Here is a 21,072-nt window from a genome sequence, read left to right as displayed (position 1 = left end):
ATCAGCCGCGGTCCTCGATGTCACCCTCTGTCTCAAGGACTGCGTTCCGCAGGGTCTCCAACGCCTCGGGCGAAGGCTCGGCCCACAACCCGCGCTGGGCCGCCTCGAGCAGGCGCTCGGCGATCCCGTGCCGGGCCCATGGGTTGGACTTGCGGAAGAACTCCGCCATCTCCGGATCCGCGACGTACTCGGTGGTGAGCGTCTCGTACATCCAGTCGTCGACCACGCCGGCGGTCGCGTCGTATCCGAAGAGGTAGTCGACGGTCGCCGCCATCTCGAAGGCGCCCTTGTAGCCGTGCCGCCGCATCGCTGCCATCCAGCGCGGGTTCACGACGCGCGCCCGGAAGACGCGCTTGGTCTCCTCTTCCAGCGTCCGGGTCCGAACCTGCGCCGGTACGGCGGAGTCCCCGACATAGGCCTTCGGGTTGGAACCGGTCAGGTGCCGGACCATCGCGATCATGCCGCCGTGGTACTGGAAGTAGTCGTCGGAATCCATGATGTCGTGCTCACGGGTGTCCGCGTTCTTGGCCGCGACCTGGATCCGGGCGTAGGCCCGCTCCATCGAGCCGCGCGCCTCGGCGCCGTCCAGGCCCTTGCCGTACGCGTAGCCGCCCCAGACCGCGTAGACCTCGGCCAGCTCGGCGTCGGTGCGCCAGTTCCGCGCGTCGACGAGCGGCAACAACCCAGCCCCGTAAGACCCCGGCTTCGACCCGAAGACCCGCGCCGTCGCCGACCGTACGTCGTTGCCCGCGGCAACGTCAGCGTCGACGTGCGCGCGGAGGTAGTTGTCGGCGGCATCTTCGTCCAGCGCGGCGACTGTGCGGACCGCTTCGTCGAGCATCGCGACGACGTGCGGGAACGCGTCCCGGAAGAAGCCGGAGATCCGGATCGTCACATCGATCCGCGGCCGGCCGAGCTCAGCCAGATCGACCACCTCGAAGCCGGTGACACGGCGGGATGCCTCGTCCCAGACCGGGCGGCAGCCGAGCAGCCACAGCACCTCGGCCAGGTCGTCGCCCTGGGTCCGCATCGCCGACGTACCCCAGACCGTGAGGCCGACCGAGCGTGGCCACTCCCCCGTCTCGGTCTTGTGCCGGGCCAATAGCGAGTCGGCCAGCGCGACACCGACGTCCCAGGCGTTCCGGCTCGGGATCGCCTTCGGATCGACGGCGTAGAAGTTGCGGCCGGTCGGCAGCACGTTCACCAGGCCGCGGGTCGGCGAACCCGAGGGACCGGCCTCGACGAAGCGCCCATCCAGCGCGCGCAGCACGTTCGTCAGCTCATCGGTGGTTCGCGCCAGCCGCGGCACCACCTCGGTGGCGGCGAAGGTCAGCGACGACTCGACGCCGACCGACTGCCGACCGATCACCTCGGCGACGACGACCGGAACCTTGGCCGCGTCCCAACTCAGCGTCTCCATCGCGACGACCAGTTTGCGGGCGACCGCTTCCAGGATGTCGACGCCGTCGGCGCCACTGACCGCCGGCAGGTCGGCGAGCGTCGCGAGATCGGTCAGCTCGGCGGCCAGGCCGGGGTTCGCCAGCAGCTCGGCCTCGTCGACGCCGAACGTCTCGCCGAGCGCGGCGCGCAGGCCCGGGATCGAGTACGAACCGCCCCACAGTTGCCGCGCCCGCAGTACGGCGAGGACCAGGTTGACCCGGGCCTCGTCAGCCGGGACGCCACCGAGAATGTGCAGACCGTCGCGGATCTGCACGTCCTTGATCTCGCACAGATAGCCATCGAGATGCAGCACGAACTCGTCGAACGCCTCGTCGTCAGGCTTCTCGTCGGTGTGCAGATCGTGGTGCAGCTGGGCCGCCTGGATCAGCGTCCAGATCTGCGCCCGCAGCGTCGGGACCTTCTCCGGGTCGAGCGCCTGCACGGTCGCGTACTCGTCGAGCAGGTACTCCAGCTTGGCCATGTCGCCGTACGTCTCGGCCCGCGCCATCGGCGGCACCAGGTGGTCGACGACGACAGCGTGGGCGCGCCGCTTGGCCTGCGTCCCCTCGCCGGGGTCGTTGACGATGAACGGGTAGACCATCGGCAGGTTGCCGAGCACGGCGTCCGGCGCACAGTCCGCGGCCATCCCAATGCCCTTACCAGGAAGCCATTCCAGCGTCCCGTGCTTGCCGAGGTGGACCACGGCGTGCGCGCCGAAACCACCGTCGGCCGGAGCGTTCTCGAGCCACCGGTACGCCGCCAGGTAGTGGTGCGACGGCGCCATATCCGGGTCGTGGTAGATCGCGACCGGGTTCTCGCCGAAACCACGCGGCGGCTGAATCATCAGTACGACGTTGCCGAACCGGAGCGCGGCCAGCGCGATCGCCGGCTCGGGTCCGGAGGTGTCGACGTACAGGGAACCGGGCGCCTCGCCCCAGGCCTCGGTCATTGCCGCACGCAACGTCTCCGGCACCTGCCCGAACCACTTGGCGTACGTCGACAGCGGGACCTTCGCGACGGCGTTCTCGAGCTGCTCGTCGGTCAGCCAGTCGACATCGTGACCGCCGGCCGCGATCAGCCGATGAATCAGACCGTCGGCGCCATCAGCGCCCTGCAGTTCGGCCAGGTCGAGCCCACCGAGGTCGTAGCCGGCCTCTTCGAGCTTGCCGAGCAGCTGGACTGCTGAGGCCGGCGTGTCCAGACCGACGGCGTTGCCGATCCGCGCGTGCTTGGTCGGGTACGACGACAGCACCAGCGCGAGCTTCTTCTCGGCCACCGGAACATGCCGCAGCCGCGCGTGAGCGACCGCGATTCCCGCCAGCCGGGCACAGCGTTCGGGGTCCGGCGCGTAGCGCGCCAGCCCGTCGGCGTCGTACGCCTTGAAGGAGAACGGGATCGTGATGATCCGGCCGTCGAACTCCGGGATCGCGACCTGGGTGGCGGCGTCGAGCGGGCTGATCGCCGCGTCGCTGGCCAGCCACTGCTCGCGGGTCGAGGTGAGCGCGAGACCCTGGATCAGCGGGATGTCGAGCGACGCCAACGCGCCCGCATCCCAGGCATCGTCGGCACCACCGGCGCTGGCGTTGGCCGCGACGGATCCACCGGCTGCGAGCAGCGTCGTGACCAGTACGTCGCACTTGCGCAGCAGCTCGAACAGTCCGGCGTTCTCAGCGCTCGTCGGGTCGAGCCCGCGCAGCGTCCCGCAGTACACGGGCAGCGGTTGTGCTCCAGCCGCCTCGACCGCAGCCGCGAGTGAGTCGACGAACGCCGTGTTCCCGGCGATCTCGTGCGCGCGGTAGTACACGATCCCGACCACCGGCCGGTCGTCCTCGGTGAAACTCCCCCGCACCCCGTACGCCGGGAGTGCGGCCGGCGGGTCGAATGCGTCGCCGGTGAGCAGGATGGTGTCGCTGAGGAAGCCGGCGAGGTTCCGGAGATTGTCCGCGCCACCCTCACGCAGGTAGGCCAGCGCCTCGGTCACCGCACCGGCAGGCACGGTCGACAGCGACATCAGCTCCGCATCCGGAGCCGCCTCACCGCTGACCACCACAGCGGGCTTCCCGGACGCGAGCACCGCCACCAGGCCGTCCTCCCAGGCACGCTTGCCGCCCAGCAGCCGGACGACCACCACATCCGCGGCCGCCAGCAAGGGCGTCAGCTCGGCCAGCTCGAGGCGTGCGGGGTTAGCGACCTTCCAGCCGGCCCCCGCCTCCGCCGCGGCCAAGAGGTCAGTGTCGGCAGTAGACAAGAGCAAAAGGTTCGCGGGCACGCTGAACCAGTCCTTCCTCGAGGTATCCACGCCTCGTCCGGAGGTGCGGCAGCAGCAGTTCCTGACTCCCCACAGCAGTGTCTTTACTGGCGTGGGTCACAGTGGCGGGACCGTCCCGGACTCACACCGGGTTCCTGCACAGCTGTCGCTTGAACGCCTGAACCCTATCTCAGCGGTGCTGGGCGTAGTGGGCCGCGAGCAGGTCGGTGCCCCAGTCGGACCGGTGGGAGCGCCAGACGGAGTGGATGTGGTTGGCGTTGTCCTGGGTGTTGTCGTACTCCGCCAGGAACGTGGGGGCGGCCAGCGAGTAGTAGTGGCGGTGACCGATGCCGGGCGTGGTTTCGCCGGCCCAGGCGAAGGTGAGGTTCTCGATACCCTGCTCGGTCAGGTCCTGCCAGGTCTGGAGGCCGATGGGGCCGGCTGCGCGACCGACGTACTGGCCGACGAGCAGGCTGAGAAGCTGGCGCTGCTCGGCGGTCATGTCGCCGTAGGCGAGGCCGCGGTGCAGCAGGGCCGGGTCGGCCACCGGGTCGTGGCGGGTGAGGATGTCGTCCGGGGCGTCAGGTGAGACGACGGCGACGGCGCGCTGGCTGTCGTCGAGCGCGTTGAGGAGCTGGAAGCCCAGGTCGGTCTCGGCGGCCAGGAAGCGGCGGCCCGACGGCGCCACCGCTGGGTTGGAGCCGATGAACGACGGTGTGAACGAGATCGCACCGTCGACCAGGGTGACGTGGATGGCCAGGTGGTGGCCGTTCAGTCGGTAGGCCCAAGGCTCGAAGTCAGCAGGGTCCCCCAGGATCCGCAGGTAGTAGCGCCCGCCCAGGACAGTGCCCTCCCAGTCCCCCGACTCCGGCAACGCCGGGATACCGCGCAGAATCACCTCTGCGTCCAGTACGGCGAGTGAATCGGCCAGTCCGCGTTCACTGCAGCCCAGCGCGAGCAGCCGGAGCGCCAACTGCTGCTGTGCGGGATTCAGCGCGGACAACGGCAGTCCCGGCCGCTCCCCCGGCAGGTAGGTCCACTCCTGGTGATCGGGAGTGTCGAACGGCGCCTGCATCAGCCCGCGCTGCTCCGCGCTCAGGCTCCGCAGCAGGTCGATGGCCGCTTCCCGGGTCTGCTCTACAACCACGCCGATCGCTCTCTCTCCGTCGGTTCGTACGCCGTCGTCCAGTGTTCGAAGGGTCGGTCCAGTTTGTACCGGTAGTCGGGCTGCCGCAGCAGGACCCGGGTCTCCGCGTTCGCCGGGTTCCGCAGCGTCTCGAAGTACTTCACCGACCAGTGGAACCAGCGCATGCAGAACAAGCGCATGGTCAGCCCGTGCGACACCAGCAGGACGTTGCGCGGGGCATCCGCCTGCTCGAAGTCCCGGTGCATCGTCTCCAGAAAGCTCGATACCCGGTCGTACACATCCGAACCCGACTCGCCGTGAGTGAACCGGTAGAAGAAGTGCCCGTACGAGTCGCGCAACTGCTCCTGCCGCTCGATGTCCTCGGTGTCCTGGAAGTTCGCCCAGTCCTGCTCGCGCAGCCGCGGCTCCTCCCGGGCGACGCCGATCAGGTCGTCGAGTGCGAGCCCTTTGAGCGTCTGCAGCGTCCGCAGGTACGGCGAGACGTAGACCCGGATCGGCTCGTTCTCGAACAGCTCCCGCAGCTCGTGCCCGGCCTTGGCCGCCTGCTCCCACCCGTGGTCGGTCAACGCGACGGCGTGGTCCGGAACCCGCTCGTAGATCGACTTGTCCAGGTTCGCTTCGGACTCGCCGTGCCGGATCAACGCAATCCGCACCGGCCGCTTGCTCAGCCCCATGGTCGCCCCTTCCTGGCCACTGCAAGCATTGCCGCCACACCGACCGCGGCTACTCCGACTCGCCGCGCCAGCACGGCAGTACGTCGTACGTCGGCGACTGTCGGTGTCGGGCCGTCGCCCAGCGTGCCGCGGTCCTCCTGGTACGAGCCATAGTCGTTGGTGCCACCAAGTGACAAGCCGAGCGCACCGGCGAAGGCCGCCTCGACCGGACCGGCGTTGGGACTCGGGTGCTGCGGCGCATCGCGCTTCCACACCCGCCGTGCCTCGCTCAGTCGGCCAGCCGCGACCCCGGTCAGTACGGCGCACACCCGCGCGGGCAGGAGGTTCACCAGGTCGTCCAGTCGCGCCGACGCCCAGCCGAACTTCGCGTACTTCGGTGAGAGGTACCCGACCATCGCATCCAGCGTGTTGATCGCCCGATAGGCCAGGAGCCCCGGTACTCCGAGCAGTCCGCCCCAGAGCAGGGGTGCCACACAGGCATCGGAGGTGTTCTCCGCAATCGACTCCACGGTCGCCCGGGCGAGCTCATCCGCTTCCAGATGGGTCGCATCACGCGCGCACAGGTGGCTGAGCCGATCGCGTGCCGCGGGGATGTCCTTGTCCTCCAGCAGGCAGGCCATGGTCTCCGCCTCACGCTCGAGGCTCCGGGCTCCCAGCACGGCCCACGTGGTGGCCGCTGTCACCAGCGTGTGCGCGATCGGCCGTCCGCGCGTCAGCCGCTCCGCAGCGACGCCGACGAGTAGCGTCGAACCGACCAGTGCGGTCGTGTACGCCGTACCGGCCGCGCGGGAATCGGCGTACAGCGACTGCTCCAGCCGGGACGCGGTCTGCCCGAACCCGGCGACCGGATGGAAACGCCGCGGATCGCCGAGGACACGGTCGGCGACGAACCCGAGCACGAGCCCGAAAGGTGTGGACACCCGGAGAAGTGTGCCAGGTAATAAATGTGCGGGGTCGAGTGTGGACCACGAAACATATATGCGAGGCTGAGCGTATGGGTATTGCGGAACTGCTCCGAGCAGTCGGCGGGAGCGGCCAGTTCGGGGTGTGGCTGGGGCGGACCGACGGTACGTCGGTGTTCGAGCACGAAGCGGAGCGGACGCACTACTCGGCGAGCACGATGAAGCTGCCGGTGGCGATGGCGATGCAGCGCAAGATCGAGGCAGGTGAACTGTCGCTGGATCGGCCGGTGCTGGTGCACAACGACTTCGCGTCGCAGGCCGGTGGGCGATTCGGCGTGAACCCGGACGAGGACGAGGCGCCCGCGACGTGGACCAAGCTCGGTTCCACGGTGCCGCTGGGCTGGCTCGCGACCGAGATGATCACAGTGTCCAGCAACCTCGCCACCGACCTCGTCCTCGAGCAGGTCGGGATCGACGCGGCGCACGCCGTACTGGCCGAGTACGGCGACGGCGCCAGCGCGATCCGCCGCGGGATCGACGACCGTGCGGCCCAGGCGGCCGGGATCAGCAACGAGATGAGCCCGGCCGGGCTGGCCGGCGTACTCGTTGCCGTAGACAACCAGTACCTGCGCGATCTGCTCGCGGGCAACCAGTGGAACGGCGAGATCCCCGCGCTGCTGCCGGCCGGGACCCGGGTCGAGCACAAGAACGGCTGGGACGCTCGCATCCGGCACGACGGCGGGATCATCCGGCCGCCGGACGCGGATCCGTTCGTCCTGGTCGTCTGTACGACGTCCGACCTGCCGGATGCGCGAGCCCAGCAACTGATCGCGGAGATCGCTCTGGAGGCCTGGAACCACCGGCACGACCTGGGAGCGATCCGATGAAGCTCACCACCCACCGCATCTCCGCGCCGCTGCACACGCCGTTCGTGACGGCGCTGCGGACGGCGACCCACGCCGAGTCACTCCTGGTCGAGGTCAGCGACGGCTCGCTCAGCGGCTGGGGCGAGGCTCCGCAGGTCTGGAAGGTCACCGGTGAGTCGCTCGCCGGTGCTCAAGCCTGTGTCGAGGGACCGATCGCCACTGCTCTGGAGGGGCTTGGCCCGGACGACCTCACCGAGGCTTTGCGTCGCGTGCAGAACGCCACCGCCGGGAACTTCGGCGCGAAGGGTGCCGTGGACGTCGCGCTGCACGACCTGGTCGCGCGGCGGCTCGGTGTGAGTCTGCACGGCTTCCTCGGCTCAACCGTCGACACGGTCCAGACCGATGTGACGCTGTCGGTCGGCGATGCCGACGCACTCGCGGCCGCCGCCAAGGCACGGGTCGCCGACGGGTTCGGCGTACTGAAGGTGAAGGTCGGCACCGACGCCGTCGCCGACGTGCAGCGCGTCCGGCAGGTCCGGGAGGCGATCGGGCCGGAGCCGCGGTTGCGGCTGGACGCCAACCAGGGCTGGTCCCGCCGGGACGCGGTGACCGCCATCCGCGCGTTGGAGGACTGCGATCTCGAGCTGGTCGAGCAACCGGTCGTGGCCGCCGACCTCGAAGGGATGGCCTGGGTCACCGACCGGGTGAACACGCCGATCCTCGCCGACGAATCCGTGTACGGCGTCCGCGACCTGGTGGCGGTGATCCGGCACGGCGCGGCCGACATGGTGAACGTGAAGCTGGCCAAGTGCGGTGGACTCGCACCGGCCCGGACACTCCTGGAGCTCGCCCGTGAACACGGCCTCAAGACGATCGTCGGATCGATGATGGAAAGCCACGTCGGAGTCGGTGCCGCGGCCGCACTCGTCGCGGCCTATCCGACCTCCGCGGTCAACGATCTCGACGCGGCGTGGTGGCTGCGTGACGCACCGGTGACCGGCGGGATCCGGTACGACGGCGATTTGATCAGACTTCCGTTTGAGGCTGGTCTCGGAGTGACAGGCTTGTCGGTATGAAGCTTGTTGCCGCCAAGGTCCCGATCAGCACGGTGTGGACCGAGCCGGACGCGCCCCGCGAGGTCGACGCGCCCGCTACCGCCGCTCAGCCCGATGTGGCCGCCTGGGCGAAGTCGATGGATGTGGAAAGCCGCCTCGGGCTGCACGGCCGGACGCTGTCGCAGTTGCTGTTCGCCGAGCCGGTCCTGGTGCGCTCCGAGCGCGAAGGCTGGTCGGAGATCGTTGCACCGTGGCAGCCGTCGTCCGGAGACCCGCTCGGCTACCCGGGCTGGGTTCCGTCGAGCCATCTGGGCGAGCTGCCCGGCAGCGCGACCGATCCGGTCGCTGTGATGGTTCCGACCGCGCCTCTGCTCGCAGAGCCTGCTGTCGGTGCGCCGCTGATGACACTGTCGTTCGGCACGGTGCTGGCCTCGGTTGAGCAGGCTGACGGGTACACGCGGGTTGCCACTCCGGACGGCGGGTCAGGCTGGCTGGCGAACGACGTACTGCGTTCTGCGGCGGAGCCTTCGACCCCAGAAGACCGGTTGCGGCTCGGCGGTCAGTTCCTCGGGCTGGAGTACCTCTGGGGCGGTACGTCGGCGTACGGGCTGGACTGCTCGGGGCTGACGCACGCCGTGAGCCGGGTGCTCGGTCTGCGGATCCCGCGGGACGCGCACGACCAGGCCGACACGCTGGAGAACATTCCGATCGAGGAGGCGCGGCCCGGCGATCTGTACTTCTTCGCCCGGCCGGGCAAGGAAGTCCATCACGTCGGGTTCGTCTCCCCCACCGGGATGCTGCACGCCTCCGAGACCGGGAAGCGGCTCGAGGACGCGCCGCTTCCCGACGAGCGCCGTACGACGTTGGTCGCGGCAGCGCGGTTCTGACTCAGGCGTTCTTGTTGGCGTCGTCCTGGACGCGCTCGGCGGCCGGCTCGTCGGCGGGCTGCGTGATGGCCTGCTTGCCGGACTTGCGCAGGCTCAGGACGGTGGTGATGCCGAGCGTGACGATGATGAAGCCGAGCGAGAACCAGATCGGGATCTCCGGCGCCCACTCGATGTGGTGACCGCCGTTGATGAACGGCAGTTCGTTGACGTGCATCGCGTGCAGGACCAGCTTCACACCGATGAACGCGAGCACCACCGAGAGACCGATCGACAGGTACACCAGGCGCTTCAGCAGGTCGCCGAGCAGGAAGTACAGCTGCCGCAGACCCATCAGGGCGAAGACGTTCGCGGTGAAGACCAGGAACGGCTCCTGGGTGAGGCCGTAGATCGCCGGGATCGAGTCCAGCGCGAAGAGCAGGTCGGTAGTGCCGAGCGCGATGATCACGATCGCCATCGGGGTGACGAGGCGCTTGCCGTTCTTCACCACGGTCAGCTTGACGCCGTTGTACTCGTCGGTCGCGTTCAGCCGCTTCTTCGCGAACCGGATGACCGCGTTCTCCTTGTAGTCCTCGTCGTCGTTCTCACCCTGCGAGGCCAGGTGGATCGCGGTGTAGACCAGGAACGCGCCGAAGATGTAGAAGACCCAGGAGAACTCGTTGATCGCGGCCGCACCGACGGCGATGAAGACACCGCGGAAGACCAGCGCCAGGATGATGCCGATCAGCAGTGCGGTCTGCTGGTACTTCCTCGGCACACTGAACCTGGACATGATGATCAGGAAGATGAAGAGGTTGTCGACGCTCAGGCTGTACTCGGTCAGCCAGCCGGCGAAGAACTCACCGGCGTACTGCCCGCCGGAGAAGACCCAGACGCCGAGCCCGAAGATGACCGCCAGACCGACATAGAACGCGATCGCAGTGGCCGACTCCCGGGTCGTGGGTTCGTGCGGGCGGCGGCCGATGATGAAGACGTCGAAGGCCAGCAGCGCGAGCAGCAGTCCGACCGTGATGTACCAAACGTAGTCAGCGACGTGCATACGAAACCTCCGGAGCGCAGACGAAACAGGACTCCGAAGGTCTCTTCCGCCGACCCGCTGGCCGACCGGGGGCACCGGGCGTGGGACTGAACCCACGGCCGTGATGACGATGCCGCCGCGAAGGAATACTCCCCTTCTTCGCCTCTAGTCTGACGGGTCGCCGTCCCGGATACCAAATCCGGGACACCGTGTCCGCCCGTCGGAATGATCACAAGGCGGTCCGGGAATAGTTACCAACTGTTACGGAACGCTGTATCCACCATCGGCGACAATCACCGCACCGGTCACGAAGCTCGAGCGCGGCGACGCGAGGAACAGCACCACCTCGGCGATCTCCTCCGGCGTACCGACCCGGCCCAGCGGTGCGGGTGCGCTGGTCACCTGCAGCACCTCCTCCGGGACGATCGCCAGCAGGGTGTCGGTCCGGACCGCGCCGGCGCAGACGGCATTGACCCGCACGCCGGACGGCCCGAACTCGACCGCCCACGACCGAGTCATCGACTCCAGCGCCGCTTTGGTCCCGCTGTAGGCGGCCGCGACCGGCATGCCGATCCGCGCGCCGATCGACGAGGTGTTGACGATGGTCCCGCCGCCGTTCGCCGCCATCCGGCCGGCGAGCGCGGAGGTCAGAAAGTAGGCGCTGCGCAGATTCACGTCGTAGATGCGCTGGTACTCGTCCGGCGTGAGCGCTGCCGTCGGGACCATCGGGTAGTACCCGGCGTTGTTGGCCAGGATGTCCACCTCGCCGACCAACTCCGCCAGCCGGTCGACCTCCGCCATCTCGGCGAGATCAGCCTGGATGTATGTCGCCTTCCCGCCTGCCCCGGTGATCAGGTCGACCGTCTCCGCGCCCTGCTCGGCTCGGCGCCCGGTCACCACAACCTCGGCCCCGGCCGCCGCGAAGCTCTGCGCGATGGCCCGTCCGATCCCTGACGTCGCCCCGGTCACGAGCGCCTTCTTCCCCCACAGCTCAGTCATGCCCTGAGGTTAGAGTCACCACCCGATTACCGTCCCGACTCGCCGACCAGCACCCCGAAACTGCTCAGGTGAGCAACCCTTGGTGGTGGGCCACAGCGCCGGCCTCGGTTCGGGTGCTGACCCCGAGTTTGCGAAGGATGCGGGCGACGTGAGTGGCCACGGTATTGGTCGAGACGAACAGCTCGCGGGCGATCTCGGCGTTGGACAGACCACGTGCCAGCACCTGCAGAACGACGAGTTCGCGATTCGTCAGCCCGTAGTCGTTGACGACCGGCGTCGCGGCCAGTCCGGCCCGCCTGGACAGACTGTCGATCTCCGCGAGCAGCGGCGCGGCGCCAAGAGCGGCGGCCAGCACCTGAGCCTCGGCCAGCCGGTTGCGGGCGCCAGGTTTGTTGCTGTTGGCCAGCGCTGTGGCTGCCGCGGCGGTCAGCGCCATGGCGAGCTCGAAGGGATCGTCGAGCTCTCGCCAAGCGTTGGCAGCGATGTCCCACAACGGCAGCGTGCCGCTCGCGGCCGCCTCGGCAGTGAGCACCGTCGCGGCGACCGTCGGCCACCGCTGACCACCGTCAGACAGCAGCGTCCGTACGTCGTTCAGCCGGGTTGCGACCGGTCTGCGCTGCGCCCGCGACTGCCGTTCGAAGTAGACGCCGGCGAGCAGGACCCGGGCGGTTTCGTAGTACAGCACGTCCTTGGCGGCCAGCACCTTGTCCACGTGATCGTTGAGCACCTTCTCGGCGCCGTCGAGATCGCCGTGGCCGGCCTTGACCAGGATCTGCAGACTGCTGAGGAAGTGCTCGAACGCGATCGGCCGCCGGTCGCCGAAGGTCTCCTGGGCCTGGACGATCAGTTCGCTCGCCGTCCCGAAGTCACCGCGCCGAGCGGCGATCTGGGCCACGACGAACCGCAGCCCGGCCTCGATCCGCGACGGCGGCGCATCCGCGAGGGAATCGTCGACGACATCGAGGGCCTCGTCCCAGCGGCCCAGGTAGAACAACGCGTAGGCACGGTTCTGCGCGAGCATGCTGCCCCGGGCACGACCAAGCCCCCAGGCCTCGGCCTGCTGCTGTCCGGCACTGATCAGGTCGACCGCTTCCGCCCGTCGGCCGGCCTGGTTCAGCATCAGCCCCTCCCACTGGAGGGCGGTCAGATACGTCGAGTGCTCACCCGCGGCTGCTGCCGCCTGCCGAGCATCGGCGTACCGGCGCAGGGCCGACGGAACGTCGCCATTGCGATCGTCGACCCAGCCGAGCCCCAGCAGCGCCGCTGCTCGCAAGCCGTCGTCGCCGAGTCGTTCAGCGATCTCGTAGGCCGCCGTGGCGCACTCCAGTGCCTCCGGCTTCGCGCCCTGAATGCAGTACAAGTAGGCCAGCGAGGACAGCAGCCGGCTCCGCAGGGAACCGTCCGGCACCAGCGCGACCGCGCTGCTGAGATCCTCGATTCCGCTGTTGTCGATCCGGTTGCGCAGCAGGCCCCGGTATCCCAGCAGTCGCGCCACCCGGTCCGGATCCGCCGCCGGGTCGAGCAGCGCCAGCGCCTCGGTCGCCCACGCGACCCCGGACTTCGCTCGTCCGGCCGCATACGCCGCCTCGACCGCGACGAGCAGCACCTCGACCCGCTCGGCGCCGATCAGCGCCGCCGGTTCGCCGGTGTCGTCCCACCAGGTCAGGACGCGCTCGACCAGATGCAGTTGCTCGTCGTAGGCGTGCTGCGTCAACGCCGTCGCCGCTGCTTGCCACGCGGATTGCAGCGCCAAGGCCGCCTCACCGGCGGCGGCCCAGTGCTCCGCGAGCACTGCCGCCGTACGGCTGCGGCGCGAGATGGCCTCTGCGTAGCGCGCATGCAGCCGACGGCGCCGGCCGGGTAGTAACGACCCGTACACCGCCTCCCGGATCAGATCGTGCCGGATCGCGTAGCCGTCCGGAGTTGCGAGCACCTGGTTGCGCTCGATCAGCTCACGCAGAGCCTCGTCCGGCGGCAGCCCGTCCGACACCTCTGACAGCAACTCGTCTGTCACTTCGGCCCCGGCGACCGCGATCGTGGCCAGCAGGTCGCGAGCCGCCGGCGACAGATCTGCCACCCGGTCCAGCAGCAGGGCGATCAAGCTGGTCATCCCGGCCGGTGAGGTACCGGAGGCGCGCAAAGCCTCGACGAACAACGGGTTTCCGCCGCTCCGCCGATGGATCTCGCTGCTCACCACCGGATGCGACGGACGACCTTCGATGGCCGACAGCAACGCGCCGACCTGCTGCCGGCTCAGCGGCCGCAGCTCCAGTTCGACGACCTCTGCCCGCCGCCCGAGTTCGCCGAGCAGCTGCCGCGTCGGATGGCGCCTGACGAGGTCGCCGGTCCGCACGGTGCCGACGAGAAGGACGGCTCGCGTCCCGAGGCCACGCGCCAGGTAGACGAACAGCTCGCGACTGGACGCGTCGGCCCACTGCAGGTCCTCGATCAGTACGACGACGGGCCGGGCCCGCGACGCCTGGTCGAGCAACGCCATCAGCTCTTCGAAGAGCCTGATCTGACCGCCTCCAGCCGGGGCCACTCCGAGCTCGGGCAGCCATGACGCGAGCGCGGTCCCGTCGGAGGGCAGTTCGGCACGCAACCGGTCAGGTCCCCAGGCACGCAACAGATCGCGCAGTACGGCGACGAACGGAACCCACGGTGTCCCGCCCGCGCCGAGCTCGAGACAACCGCCGGTGAGGACGAGCGGGTCGCCGGGGAGCGAGTCGATCGCGGTCGCCGTCAGCCGGGACTTGCCGATCCCGGCCTCGCCGGAGACGAGCACCGTCACCGATTCGCCACCGGCCGCCTTCTCGTAAGCCGCGAGGATCTCGGCGAGCTCGTCGCTGCGCCCGATCAGGTGCGGGCTGACGATCGTTGTCGGCATGGCGTCATCGTCGCATCCACGGAGGCCGGGATCGATTGTCATCAGATCAGGTGACGCCCGGGACCGGGGTCACGAGCCAGGGTTGAGACATCGGCACAACCTCAGGAGGAACCAGAAATGACCACCACCCCATCCCGGACCGTCGTCGCGAACATCTCCCTCACCCTCGACGGGCGGGTCAGTGGTCCGGGCGGCGACTACGACCAGAGCTGGGTCGTACCGCACGTCATCAGCTCGGTCGCACTGGCCCACATGACCAAGGTGACCGCGCCGGCCACCACGGCTCTGCTCGGCCGGAAGAACTACGAGGGCTTCGGCGGCTATTGGCCGGCCGTGGCCGACGACGAGACGGCGCCGGCCGACAGCCGGGCCTTCTCACGGTGGCTCAACGAGGTGGAGAAGGTCGTCTTCTCGACCACGCTGAAGAGCGCCGACTGGAACAACAGCCGGATCGCCGCCGGTGACCCCGCGGCCATGGTGAAAGAGCTGCGCGAGCAAGACGGCGGCGACATCATCGTCCTGGCCAGCACGAGCGTGATCAAGGCACTGCTCGCGGCCGACGAGGTCGACCGGCTGTCGATCACCCTGTGCCCCGAGCTGGTCGGCGGCGGCGTCCACTTTTTCGACGAGACCCTCACCCCGGGCTCGTGGACGCTGACCGAATCGGCCCAGACCGACACCGGCGCGCTCTGCCTCGTCTACGACCGCAAGCGGGGCTGAACCAGACCCCCGAACACCCGGCGGTGCGGCGATCGTCGCGCCGCCGGGTCACCAAGGTTCTACTTCGCGCCGGCGTTGGTCATTTGGCGGAGTTCCTTCTTGAGCTCGGAGATTTCGTCGCGGTAGCGGGCCGCGACCTCGAACTGGAGCTCGGCGGCGGCGTTGTGCATCTGGTCGGTGAGTTGCTGGATCAGGTCGGCCAGGTCGGAGGACGGCAGGCCGCCGGCCAGTTCGCGGGCCTTCTCGCCGGCGCGGCCCTTGCCGCCGCCGGGCACCGGTGCTTTGCCGCGAGACTGGGTGCGGCCGGAGCCGAGGAGCTCGGCGGTGTCGGCGTCCTCGCGGGCGAGCATGTCGGTGATGTCGGCGATCTTCTTCCGCAGGGGCTGCGGGTCGACGCCCTTCTCCAGGTTGTAGGCGATCTGTTTCGCGCGACGGCGGTTGGTCTCGTCGATCGCCTGCTCCATCGACGGGGTGATCTTGTCCGCGTACATGAAGACCTGGCCGGAGACGTTTCGGGCCGCACGACCGATGGTCTGGATCAGGGAACGGCCGGAGCGCAGGAAGCCTTCCTTGTCGGCGTCGAGGATCGCGACCAGCGAGACCTCGGGCAGGTCCAGGCCTTCCCGGAGCAGGTTGATGCCGACGAGAACGTCGTACTCCCCCATCCGGAGCTCGCGGAGCAGCTCGACCCGGCGCAGGGTGTCGACCTCGCTGTGCAGATACCTGGTCCGGATGCCCATCTCCAGCAGGTAGTCGGTCAGGTCCTCGGACATCTTCTTGGTCAGCGTGGTGACCAGGACCCGCTCGTCGCGCTCGACCCGGAGCCGGATCTCGTGGATCAGGTCGTCGATCTGGCCCTTGGTGGGCTTCACGATCACCTCGGGGTCGATCAGACCCGTCGGGCGGATGATCTGCTCGACGAAGCCGTCGGACTTGTCCTGCTCGTACTGCCCCGGGGTCGCGGACAGGTAGACGGTCTGGCCGATCCGCTCCAGGAACTCCTCCCAGCGCAGCGGCCGGTTGTCCATCGCCGACGGCAGCCGGAAGCCATGCTCGACCAGGGTCCGCTTGCGCGACATGTCGCCCTCGTACATCCCGCCGATCTGCGGGACCGTCACGTGCGACTCGTCGATGACGAGCAGGAAGTCCTCCGGGAAGTAGTCGAGCAGACAGTGCGGCGCCGTCCCGGCCTCGCGGCCGTCGGTGTGCCGGGAGTAGTTCTCGATCCCCGAGCAGGTGCCGATCTGGCGCATCATCTCGATGTCGTACGTCGTGCGCATCCGCAGCCGCTGAGCCTCCAGCAACTGACCGCCGCGCTCGAGCTCGGCCAGCCGCTCGGCCAGCTCGGCCTCGATCGAGTTGATCGCGCGCTCCATCTTCTCCGGCGCGGTCACGTAGTGCGTCGCGGCGCCGATGTAGAGCTCGGTCTCCTCGCTGAGCACCTCGCCGGTGAGCGGGTGCAGCGTCATCAGCCGCTCGATCTCGTCACCGAAGAACTCCACCCGGACGGCGAGCTCCTGGTAGACCGGGAAGACCTCGAGCGTGTCGCCGCGGACCCGGAAGGTGCCGCGGGTGCCGGCCAGGTCGTTGCGCGCGTACTGCACGCCGACCAGCTTGCGGAGCAGACCGTCGCGGTCCATCTCGTCGCCGACCTTCACGTGGATCATCCGGTTCAGGTACTCGTCGGCGGAGCCCAGGCCGTAGATACAGGAGACGGTCGCCACCACGATCACGTCGCGCCGGGTCAGCAGCGACCAGGTCGCCGAGTGCCGCAGCCGCTCGACCTCCTCGTTGATCGAGGAGTCCTTCTCGATGTAGGTGTCCGTCTGCGGGACATACGCCTCGGGCTGGTAGTAGTCGTAGTACGAGACGAAGTACTCGACGGCGTTCTCGGGGAAGAAGTGCCGGAGCTCGGTCGCGAACTGCGCGGCCAGCGTCTTGTTCGGCTGCAGGATCAGCATCGGGCGCTGGATCTTCTCGGCCAGCCAGGCGATCGTCGCCGTCTTACCGGTACCCGTGGCGCCCAGCAGGACGACGTCCTGCTCGCCGGAGTTGATCCGCCGCTCGAGCTCGGCGATCGCGGCCGGCTGGTCACCGGCCGGCTCGAAGTCGGACACCACCTTGAGCGGCGCCACCATACGCTGGAGATCCGTGACCTGTCTCATGTCACCAAAGGTACGTGGCGCCGCCGACAAAAACTGAAAGCGCAGGTCAGAAGCTCTTTTCCACGCTTTCGTTCATCGACTTGAGGTTGTCCTTGCGGCGCTCGTACACCCGCGTCTCCAGCCCGACGTCGGTCGCCGTGATCCGGTCCCACTTGTCCGAGTACGCCGTGACGAAGCCCTGGTAATCGATCAGCCCGTTCTTGGCGGTCTTGATCTTGGCGGTGTAGTTCAGCCGGTAGCAGGCCTTGATCGCCTCGTTGGCCGGCTTGCAGACCTCACCCTTGCCGATCACCACGTTCTGCATCCCGTTCGACTCCACGTCGACCAGGTGCTCGGCGAACCCCTTCGCGTCGTACAGCTCGGTCTGCCGGACCCAGAAGTACCCGTCGATCAGGCCGCGGACGTTGAACTGCTGCAGGATGTAGTTCTTGCCCGACTTCGACCTCGGGTCCGGCAGCCAGCCCTTGGCCGGGGTGAACCAGATCCCGCGGCCGACCTCGACGCCGACGTCGTTCGGGCCCTTGGAGTCGTCCGGCTTCGAACCCGCCGGCGGCGTGTAGAGCGTGCCCGGGGCGTCCGGGGTCTGAGCCGCGACCGGCTGCTTCTCGTCGCCGCCACCGGTCACCAGCAGAACGACGCCGACCGCGACCAGCACGATCGCGAGGACCGCGCAGCCGATGATGATCAGCTGCGAGCGGTTCGACTTGGCCGGCCGGCCCTGCGGCCGGATCGGACCAGGGCCCCAGCCGCCGGGACCGGCCGGTCCGGCGCCACCGGGGCCCGTTCCCCAGCCACCGGGTGCGGCGGCGGGCGGCGGGCCCGGAGGTGGTCCGTACTGCTGACTCATAGCTGTTCCTCGTGGTGTCGGGGGCTCGTCACAAGACCGGGGTGGTGGGGCGGGGAAGGTTTCAGAAACTGTCGAGAACCGACGTCTTCATCTGGGCGGCGTCCGCCTCGGCCTTCGGCGCGAAGTCGGTCCGGGTCCGGAAGTCCACCGCGGTGGCGACCTTGTCCTTGCGCAGGTAGACCTCCACGTAGCCCTGGACCGCGACGTCCGCACCGGCCTTGTCCTTGGCCGTGGAGGTGTAGCTCATCGCGATGCACTCCTCCAGGACGTCCTTGGGGCACGGCAGGTTCCGCTCGTCGCCGAGTTTGGCGATCTCGTTCTCGGTCTCGCCCTCGACGATCGCGAGCAGATAGGCCTTCGCCGTCACGTTCTCCTTCTGGCGGACCCAGAAGAACGCGCGGGCCTCGCCGTTCGGCGCGTAGGTGACGAGTTCCTTGCCCTGCTTCTCGGTCTCCAGCACGCTCCACCCCGGCACCGGTACGACGGAGACGCCGTACGCGACCGGGATCGCGCCGGCCGGCGGCGTGTACGGCGTCGTCGGCGTGGCACTCGGAGTCGTCGACGGACCGGGGCCCGGGTCGGCGCCTTTGTCGTCGCCACCGGACAGCAGCACGAGCGCGACCGCGACCAGCACGACCACGATCAGGCCGGCGCCGATCGGCAGCAGCACCGGCGGGAGCTTCGGCCGCTTCTTCTCGGGCACCGGCCGGCGCAGCGACGGCGGCCCGACCTTGTCACCCCACGCGGACGACGTCTGCGTCGCCGGACCACCGGGAGCCTGCTCGGCGGGCGGGACCTCGAGGTTCCACGGGGACGGCGGCAGCGCCGGAGCAGGCGCTGCCGCGGGGTCCTCGCCGGGGCCGGGTTTGCTCACCCACGGGTTGCTGTCCCCGGCCCCTTTGTCACGTTTGCCGCTCACTGGCTCTTGAGCACCGACTGCAGCATCGCGGTGCTGTCCGGCTGGGCGGTCGAGGCCTTGTCCTTACGGGCCAGCACCCGGACCAGCGTGATGACGCCGTCGTTGCGCTCGATCACGCCGACGTACCCGACGACCTCGGTGCTGCCCTGCTGACCGGCCGACAGACCGGAGTAGGACTGCGTGATCGCGACCTTGACCGGGGTCTTGTCGTTCGGGCCCGGGGTGACCCGGATCGGGTCCTTGGACTTCACCGAGGTGAGGCTCTTGGTCTCGGCGGTCAGCAGCTTCGGCAGGACGGTGTCGGCCGTCTCGCCCTGCGCCTTGAACACCTGGACCATGAAGTAGGCCTCACCCGACTTGAGCAGGTAGACGCCCTTGAAGTCCTTCAGCTCCTTGCGGACGTAGCCGGACGCCGGCTTCACGAAGACGCCTTCACCGACCTCGATGCCCTCGTCGGCGGCCGGCTGGTTGGTGCCGTCACCACCGCCACCGGTCGTCGGCGGCGGCGGCTGGACCTGCTTCTTGTCGTCCCCGCCGAAGATCAGCGCGAGCACGATGCCGATCACCGCGACGACGACCAGACCGCCACCGGCCAGGTACAGGATCTTGTTGCTGCCCTTGCCGCGCGGCGCACCGCCGCCGTACTGCGGCTGACCGGGGTAGCCCTGCTGCGGGAACTGCTGCTGCCCGGGGAACCCCTGCTGCTGACCCGGGTAGGGCTGACCCTGCGGCTGCCCGTACGGCGGTTGTCCCGGCTGCTGGCCGTATCCCGGCGGAGGACCCTGCGGCGGCTGGCCGTAACCAGGCGGCGGACCCTGCGGCGGCTGCTGCCCGTAACCGGGCGGAGGACCCTGCGGCGGCTGCTGCGGCTGGCCATACCCAGGAGGCGGACCCTGCGGAGGCGGACCGTACCCAGGAGGCGGAGCCTGCGGCGGCTGACCCTGCGGGCCGTAGCCCGGCGGCGGACCCTGCGGCGGCCGACCCTGCGGCGGCTGAGGCTGGCCGTACGGAGGTTGCTGGTTGCTCATGCCTGCGTCTCCCCAGTCGTCGCGTCGTACCCACTGGCCGTCGCCGCGGTCACACCACGGGCCGACTTCGGCACCGAGCGGACCGAGTTGCCACAGGCGGAGCAGAAGTCCGAGTGCGGCAGCAGCGGCATCTCACAGCGGGAGCAGAAGGCCTGGTCGCCGGAGGCGTGGTTGGAACCACCGCGCGCGGCGGACTCCAGTGCGGCCTCGAGCAGGCCCTTGTGCAGCACGGTCCGGACCCGGATGATCAGCGCGCCCAGGATCAGCAAGCCCCAGACGGCACCGAGCACGGCGCCGATCGTCGAGCCGTGACCGCCGACGAAGCCGAGCAGGTAGACACCACCCTGGAACAGCGCGTTCACCACGATCGCCTGCAGCAGTCCGGCCACCCAGCGCGGCGTGAAGCCGTCGTACCCGGCGCCGAGGCCGGAGAACTCCGCACCGGCCAGACCGGTCGCGGAACCGTAGATCAGCGGCTTGATGAAACCGTGCAGCACCACGATCGAGATCCAGGTGCCGGCACTGCTGCCCGGACCCGCGAACCCGCCGCTGATCCAGCCCCAGTGCAGAACGAGCGTCTCGAAGCACGCATAGCCGACACCGGCTACGACTCCGAAGGTGAAGCCGTCCATCAGGTCGTCGTACCGCGGCCGTGAGGCCAGGTAGAGCGGACCGAGCTGACGGATCAGCTCCGAGACGACCGGCACCAGCAGGAGCAGGATCAACAGGTCGCGCCCGGACGGGCCGATGTCGTTCGACCCGATGGTGTCGGTGGACAGCGCCATGCTGTCCGACCACAGCCAGGTGAAGACCGCCGCCAGCACGCCGGTCAGCACGAAGGCCGCCGCGACGACCGGGATCGGCTCGTCCTCCCACAGGTTCACGTCGTACAGATAGAGGATGTAGACGATCGGCACCGAGAAGGCCGCCACCATGATCGCCACCGGCAGCGCGCCGAGTGCGGCCGTGATGACGGTCAGCAGCAGCGCGGCTCCGAGGGCGATCTTGTAGGTGGAGGGCTGTTTGCCCGACCCCTGCGGCATGATCGTGGAGACCAGCTTGAACGACGCCACCGGCTCATCCGGCCTCGCCGCGTACGCGTTCTTGCGCTCCGTGTCCCCGGACCGCAGGTCGTTGCCACAGTGATGGCAGAACCGCGAGACCTCGGGGACGTCAGAGTTGCAGCGCGGACACACCACGCCATCCTCCCTACTTCGGGGCTTTCGGACCGGACAGATTGTCGTACAACCGATCCCGGAAACATCATTTACCG

At 68.9% G+C, this 21,072-nt stretch carries 16 protein-coding genes and 1 riboswitch; of the genes, 4 read left to right on the top strand and 12 right to left on the bottom strand.

Translation table 11 applies throughout. The features are described from left to right. Position 1: 1 nt before the first annotated feature. From cobN to ABZS29_RS30310, 4 genes are all read right to left on the bottom strand, one after another. Complete coding sequence (cobN, locus tag ABZS29_RS30325; RefSeq protein WP_355467001.1) at positions 2-3,709, bottom strand: cobaltochelatase subunit CobN; 3,708 nt, start codon at positions 3,707-3,709, stop codon at positions 2-4. Between the two features lie 55 nt (positions 3,710-3,764). Beyond that, positions 3,765-3,846: riboswitch (cobalamin riboswitch) on the bottom strand. A gap of 32 nt (positions 3,847-3,878) precedes the next feature. Beyond that, positions 3,879-4,835, bottom strand: a complete 957-nt coding sequence (locus ABZS29_RS30320; RefSeq protein ID WP_355467000.1) for a DUF3500 domain-containing protein — start codon at positions 4,833-4,835, stop codon at positions 3,879-3,881. Beyond that, positions 4,826-5,509 (bottom strand): phosphoglycerate mutase family protein, encoded by a 684-nt coding sequence (locus ABZS29_RS30315; RefSeq protein ID WP_355466998.1) that lies wholly within the window; start codon positions 5,507-5,509, stop codon positions 4,826-4,828. The genes ABZS29_RS30320 and ABZS29_RS30315 overlap by 10 nt, the downstream gene beginning before the upstream one ends. Beyond that, entirely contained in the window at positions 5,500-6,429 is a 930-nt protein-coding gene (locus tag ABZS29_RS30310; RefSeq protein WP_355466996.1) for a cobalamin biosynthesis protein, read from the bottom strand. The genes ABZS29_RS30315 and ABZS29_RS30310 overlap by 10 nt, the downstream gene beginning before the upstream one ends. Positions 6,430-6,503: 74 nt before the next feature. Here ABZS29_RS30310 and ABZS29_RS30305 point away from each other — a divergent pair, with 74 nt between their 5' ends. Genes ABZS29_RS30305 through ABZS29_RS30295 form a run of 3 tightly spaced genes read left to right on the top strand, consistent with a single transcriptional unit; the run spans position 6,504 to position 9,219 of the window. After that, positions 6,504-7,298, top strand: a complete 795-nt coding sequence (locus ABZS29_RS30305) for a serine hydrolase (protein ID WP_355466994.1) — start codon at positions 6,504-6,506, stop codon at positions 7,296-7,298. Beyond that, entirely contained in the window at positions 7,295-8,353 is a 1,059-nt protein-coding gene (locus tag ABZS29_RS30300) for a dipeptide epimerase (RefSeq protein WP_355466992.1), read from the top strand. The genes ABZS29_RS30305 and ABZS29_RS30300 overlap by 4 nt, the downstream gene beginning before the upstream one ends. Continuing rightward, entirely contained in the window at positions 8,350-9,219 is an 870-nt protein-coding gene (locus ABZS29_RS30295; protein ID WP_355466990.1) for an NlpC/P60 family protein, read from the top strand. The genes ABZS29_RS30300 and ABZS29_RS30295 overlap by 4 nt, the downstream gene beginning before the upstream one ends. Before the next feature lies 1 nt (position 9,220). On the opposite strand, the gene ABZS29_RS30290 is transcribed toward ABZS29_RS30295, so the two are convergent. The 3 genes from ABZS29_RS30290 to ABZS29_RS30280 all read right to left on the bottom strand — a co-directional run bounded on the left by ABZS29_RS30290 (position 9,221) and on the right by ABZS29_RS30280 (position 14,120). Next, on the bottom strand, positions 9,221-10,255 hold the full coding sequence (locus ABZS29_RS30290) for a TerC family protein (protein ID WP_355466988.1): 1,035 nt from the start codon (positions 10,253-10,255) through the stop codon (positions 9,221-9,223). A 240-nt stretch (positions 10,256-10,495) separates the two neighbouring features. Beyond that, positions 10,496-11,233 (bottom strand): SDR family oxidoreductase, encoded by a 738-nt coding sequence (locus ABZS29_RS30285; RefSeq protein ID WP_355466986.1) that lies wholly within the window; start codon positions 11,231-11,233, stop codon positions 10,496-10,498. Positions 11,234-11,297: 64 nt separating this feature from the next. Then, positions 11,298-14,120, bottom strand: a complete 2,823-nt coding sequence (locus ABZS29_RS30280) for an AAA family ATPase (protein ID WP_355466984.1) — start codon at positions 14,118-14,120, stop codon at positions 11,298-11,300. A 117-nt stretch (positions 14,121-14,237) separates the two neighbouring features. Here ABZS29_RS30280 and ABZS29_RS30275 point away from each other — a divergent pair, with 117 nt between their 5' ends. Then, complete coding sequence (locus tag ABZS29_RS30275; RefSeq protein ID WP_355466982.1) at positions 14,238-14,840, top strand: dihydrofolate reductase family protein; 603 nt, start codon at positions 14,238-14,240, stop codon at positions 14,838-14,840. A gap of 59 nt (positions 14,841-14,899) precedes the next feature. Here ABZS29_RS30275 and uvrB read toward each other — a convergent pair whose 3' ends face one another. The 5 genes from uvrB to ABZS29_RS30250 all read right to left on the bottom strand — a co-directional run bounded on the left by uvrB (position 14,900) and on the right by ABZS29_RS30250 (position 20,998). After that, positions 14,900-17,005 (bottom strand): excinuclease ABC subunit UvrB, encoded by a 2,106-nt coding sequence (uvrB, locus tag ABZS29_RS30270; protein ID WP_355466980.1) that lies wholly within the window; start codon positions 17,003-17,005, stop codon positions 14,900-14,902. 46 nt (positions 17,006-17,051) lie between these two features. Continuing rightward, positions 17,052-17,852, bottom strand: coding sequence for a hypothetical protein (locus ABZS29_RS30265; RefSeq protein WP_355466978.1), 801 nt, complete (start codon positions 17,850-17,852; stop codon positions 17,052-17,054). A 61-nt stretch (positions 17,853-17,913) separates the two neighbouring features. After that, entirely contained in the window at positions 17,914-18,726 is an 813-nt protein-coding gene (locus ABZS29_RS30260) for a hypothetical protein (protein ID WP_355466976.1), read from the bottom strand. A 41-nt stretch (positions 18,727-18,767) separates the two neighbouring features. Next, the gene (locus tag ABZS29_RS30255; RefSeq protein ID WP_355466974.1) at positions 18,768-19,799 is read right to left on the bottom strand and encodes a hypothetical protein; all 1,032 of its coding nucleotides are present in this window, start codon (positions 19,797-19,799) and stop codon (positions 18,768-18,770) included. Further along, positions 19,796-20,998: a zinc ribbon domain-containing protein gene (locus tag ABZS29_RS30250; protein ID WP_355466972.1), complete on the bottom strand. Its 1,203-nt coding sequence runs from the start codon at positions 20,996-20,998 to the stop codon at positions 19,796-19,798. The genes ABZS29_RS30255 and ABZS29_RS30250 overlap by 4 nt, the downstream gene beginning before the upstream one ends. Positions 20,999-21,072: the final 74 nt, after the last annotated feature.

Origin of the sequence: Kribbella sp. NPDC005582 (assembly GCF_040605415.1) — a bacterium.
Classification (GTDB): domain Bacteria; phylum Actinomycetota; class Actinomycetes; order Propionibacteriales; family Kribbellaceae; genus Kribbella.
Note: the sequence above shows the minus strand (reverse complement) of the source record. Positions and strands in the feature narration are given on the sequence as shown.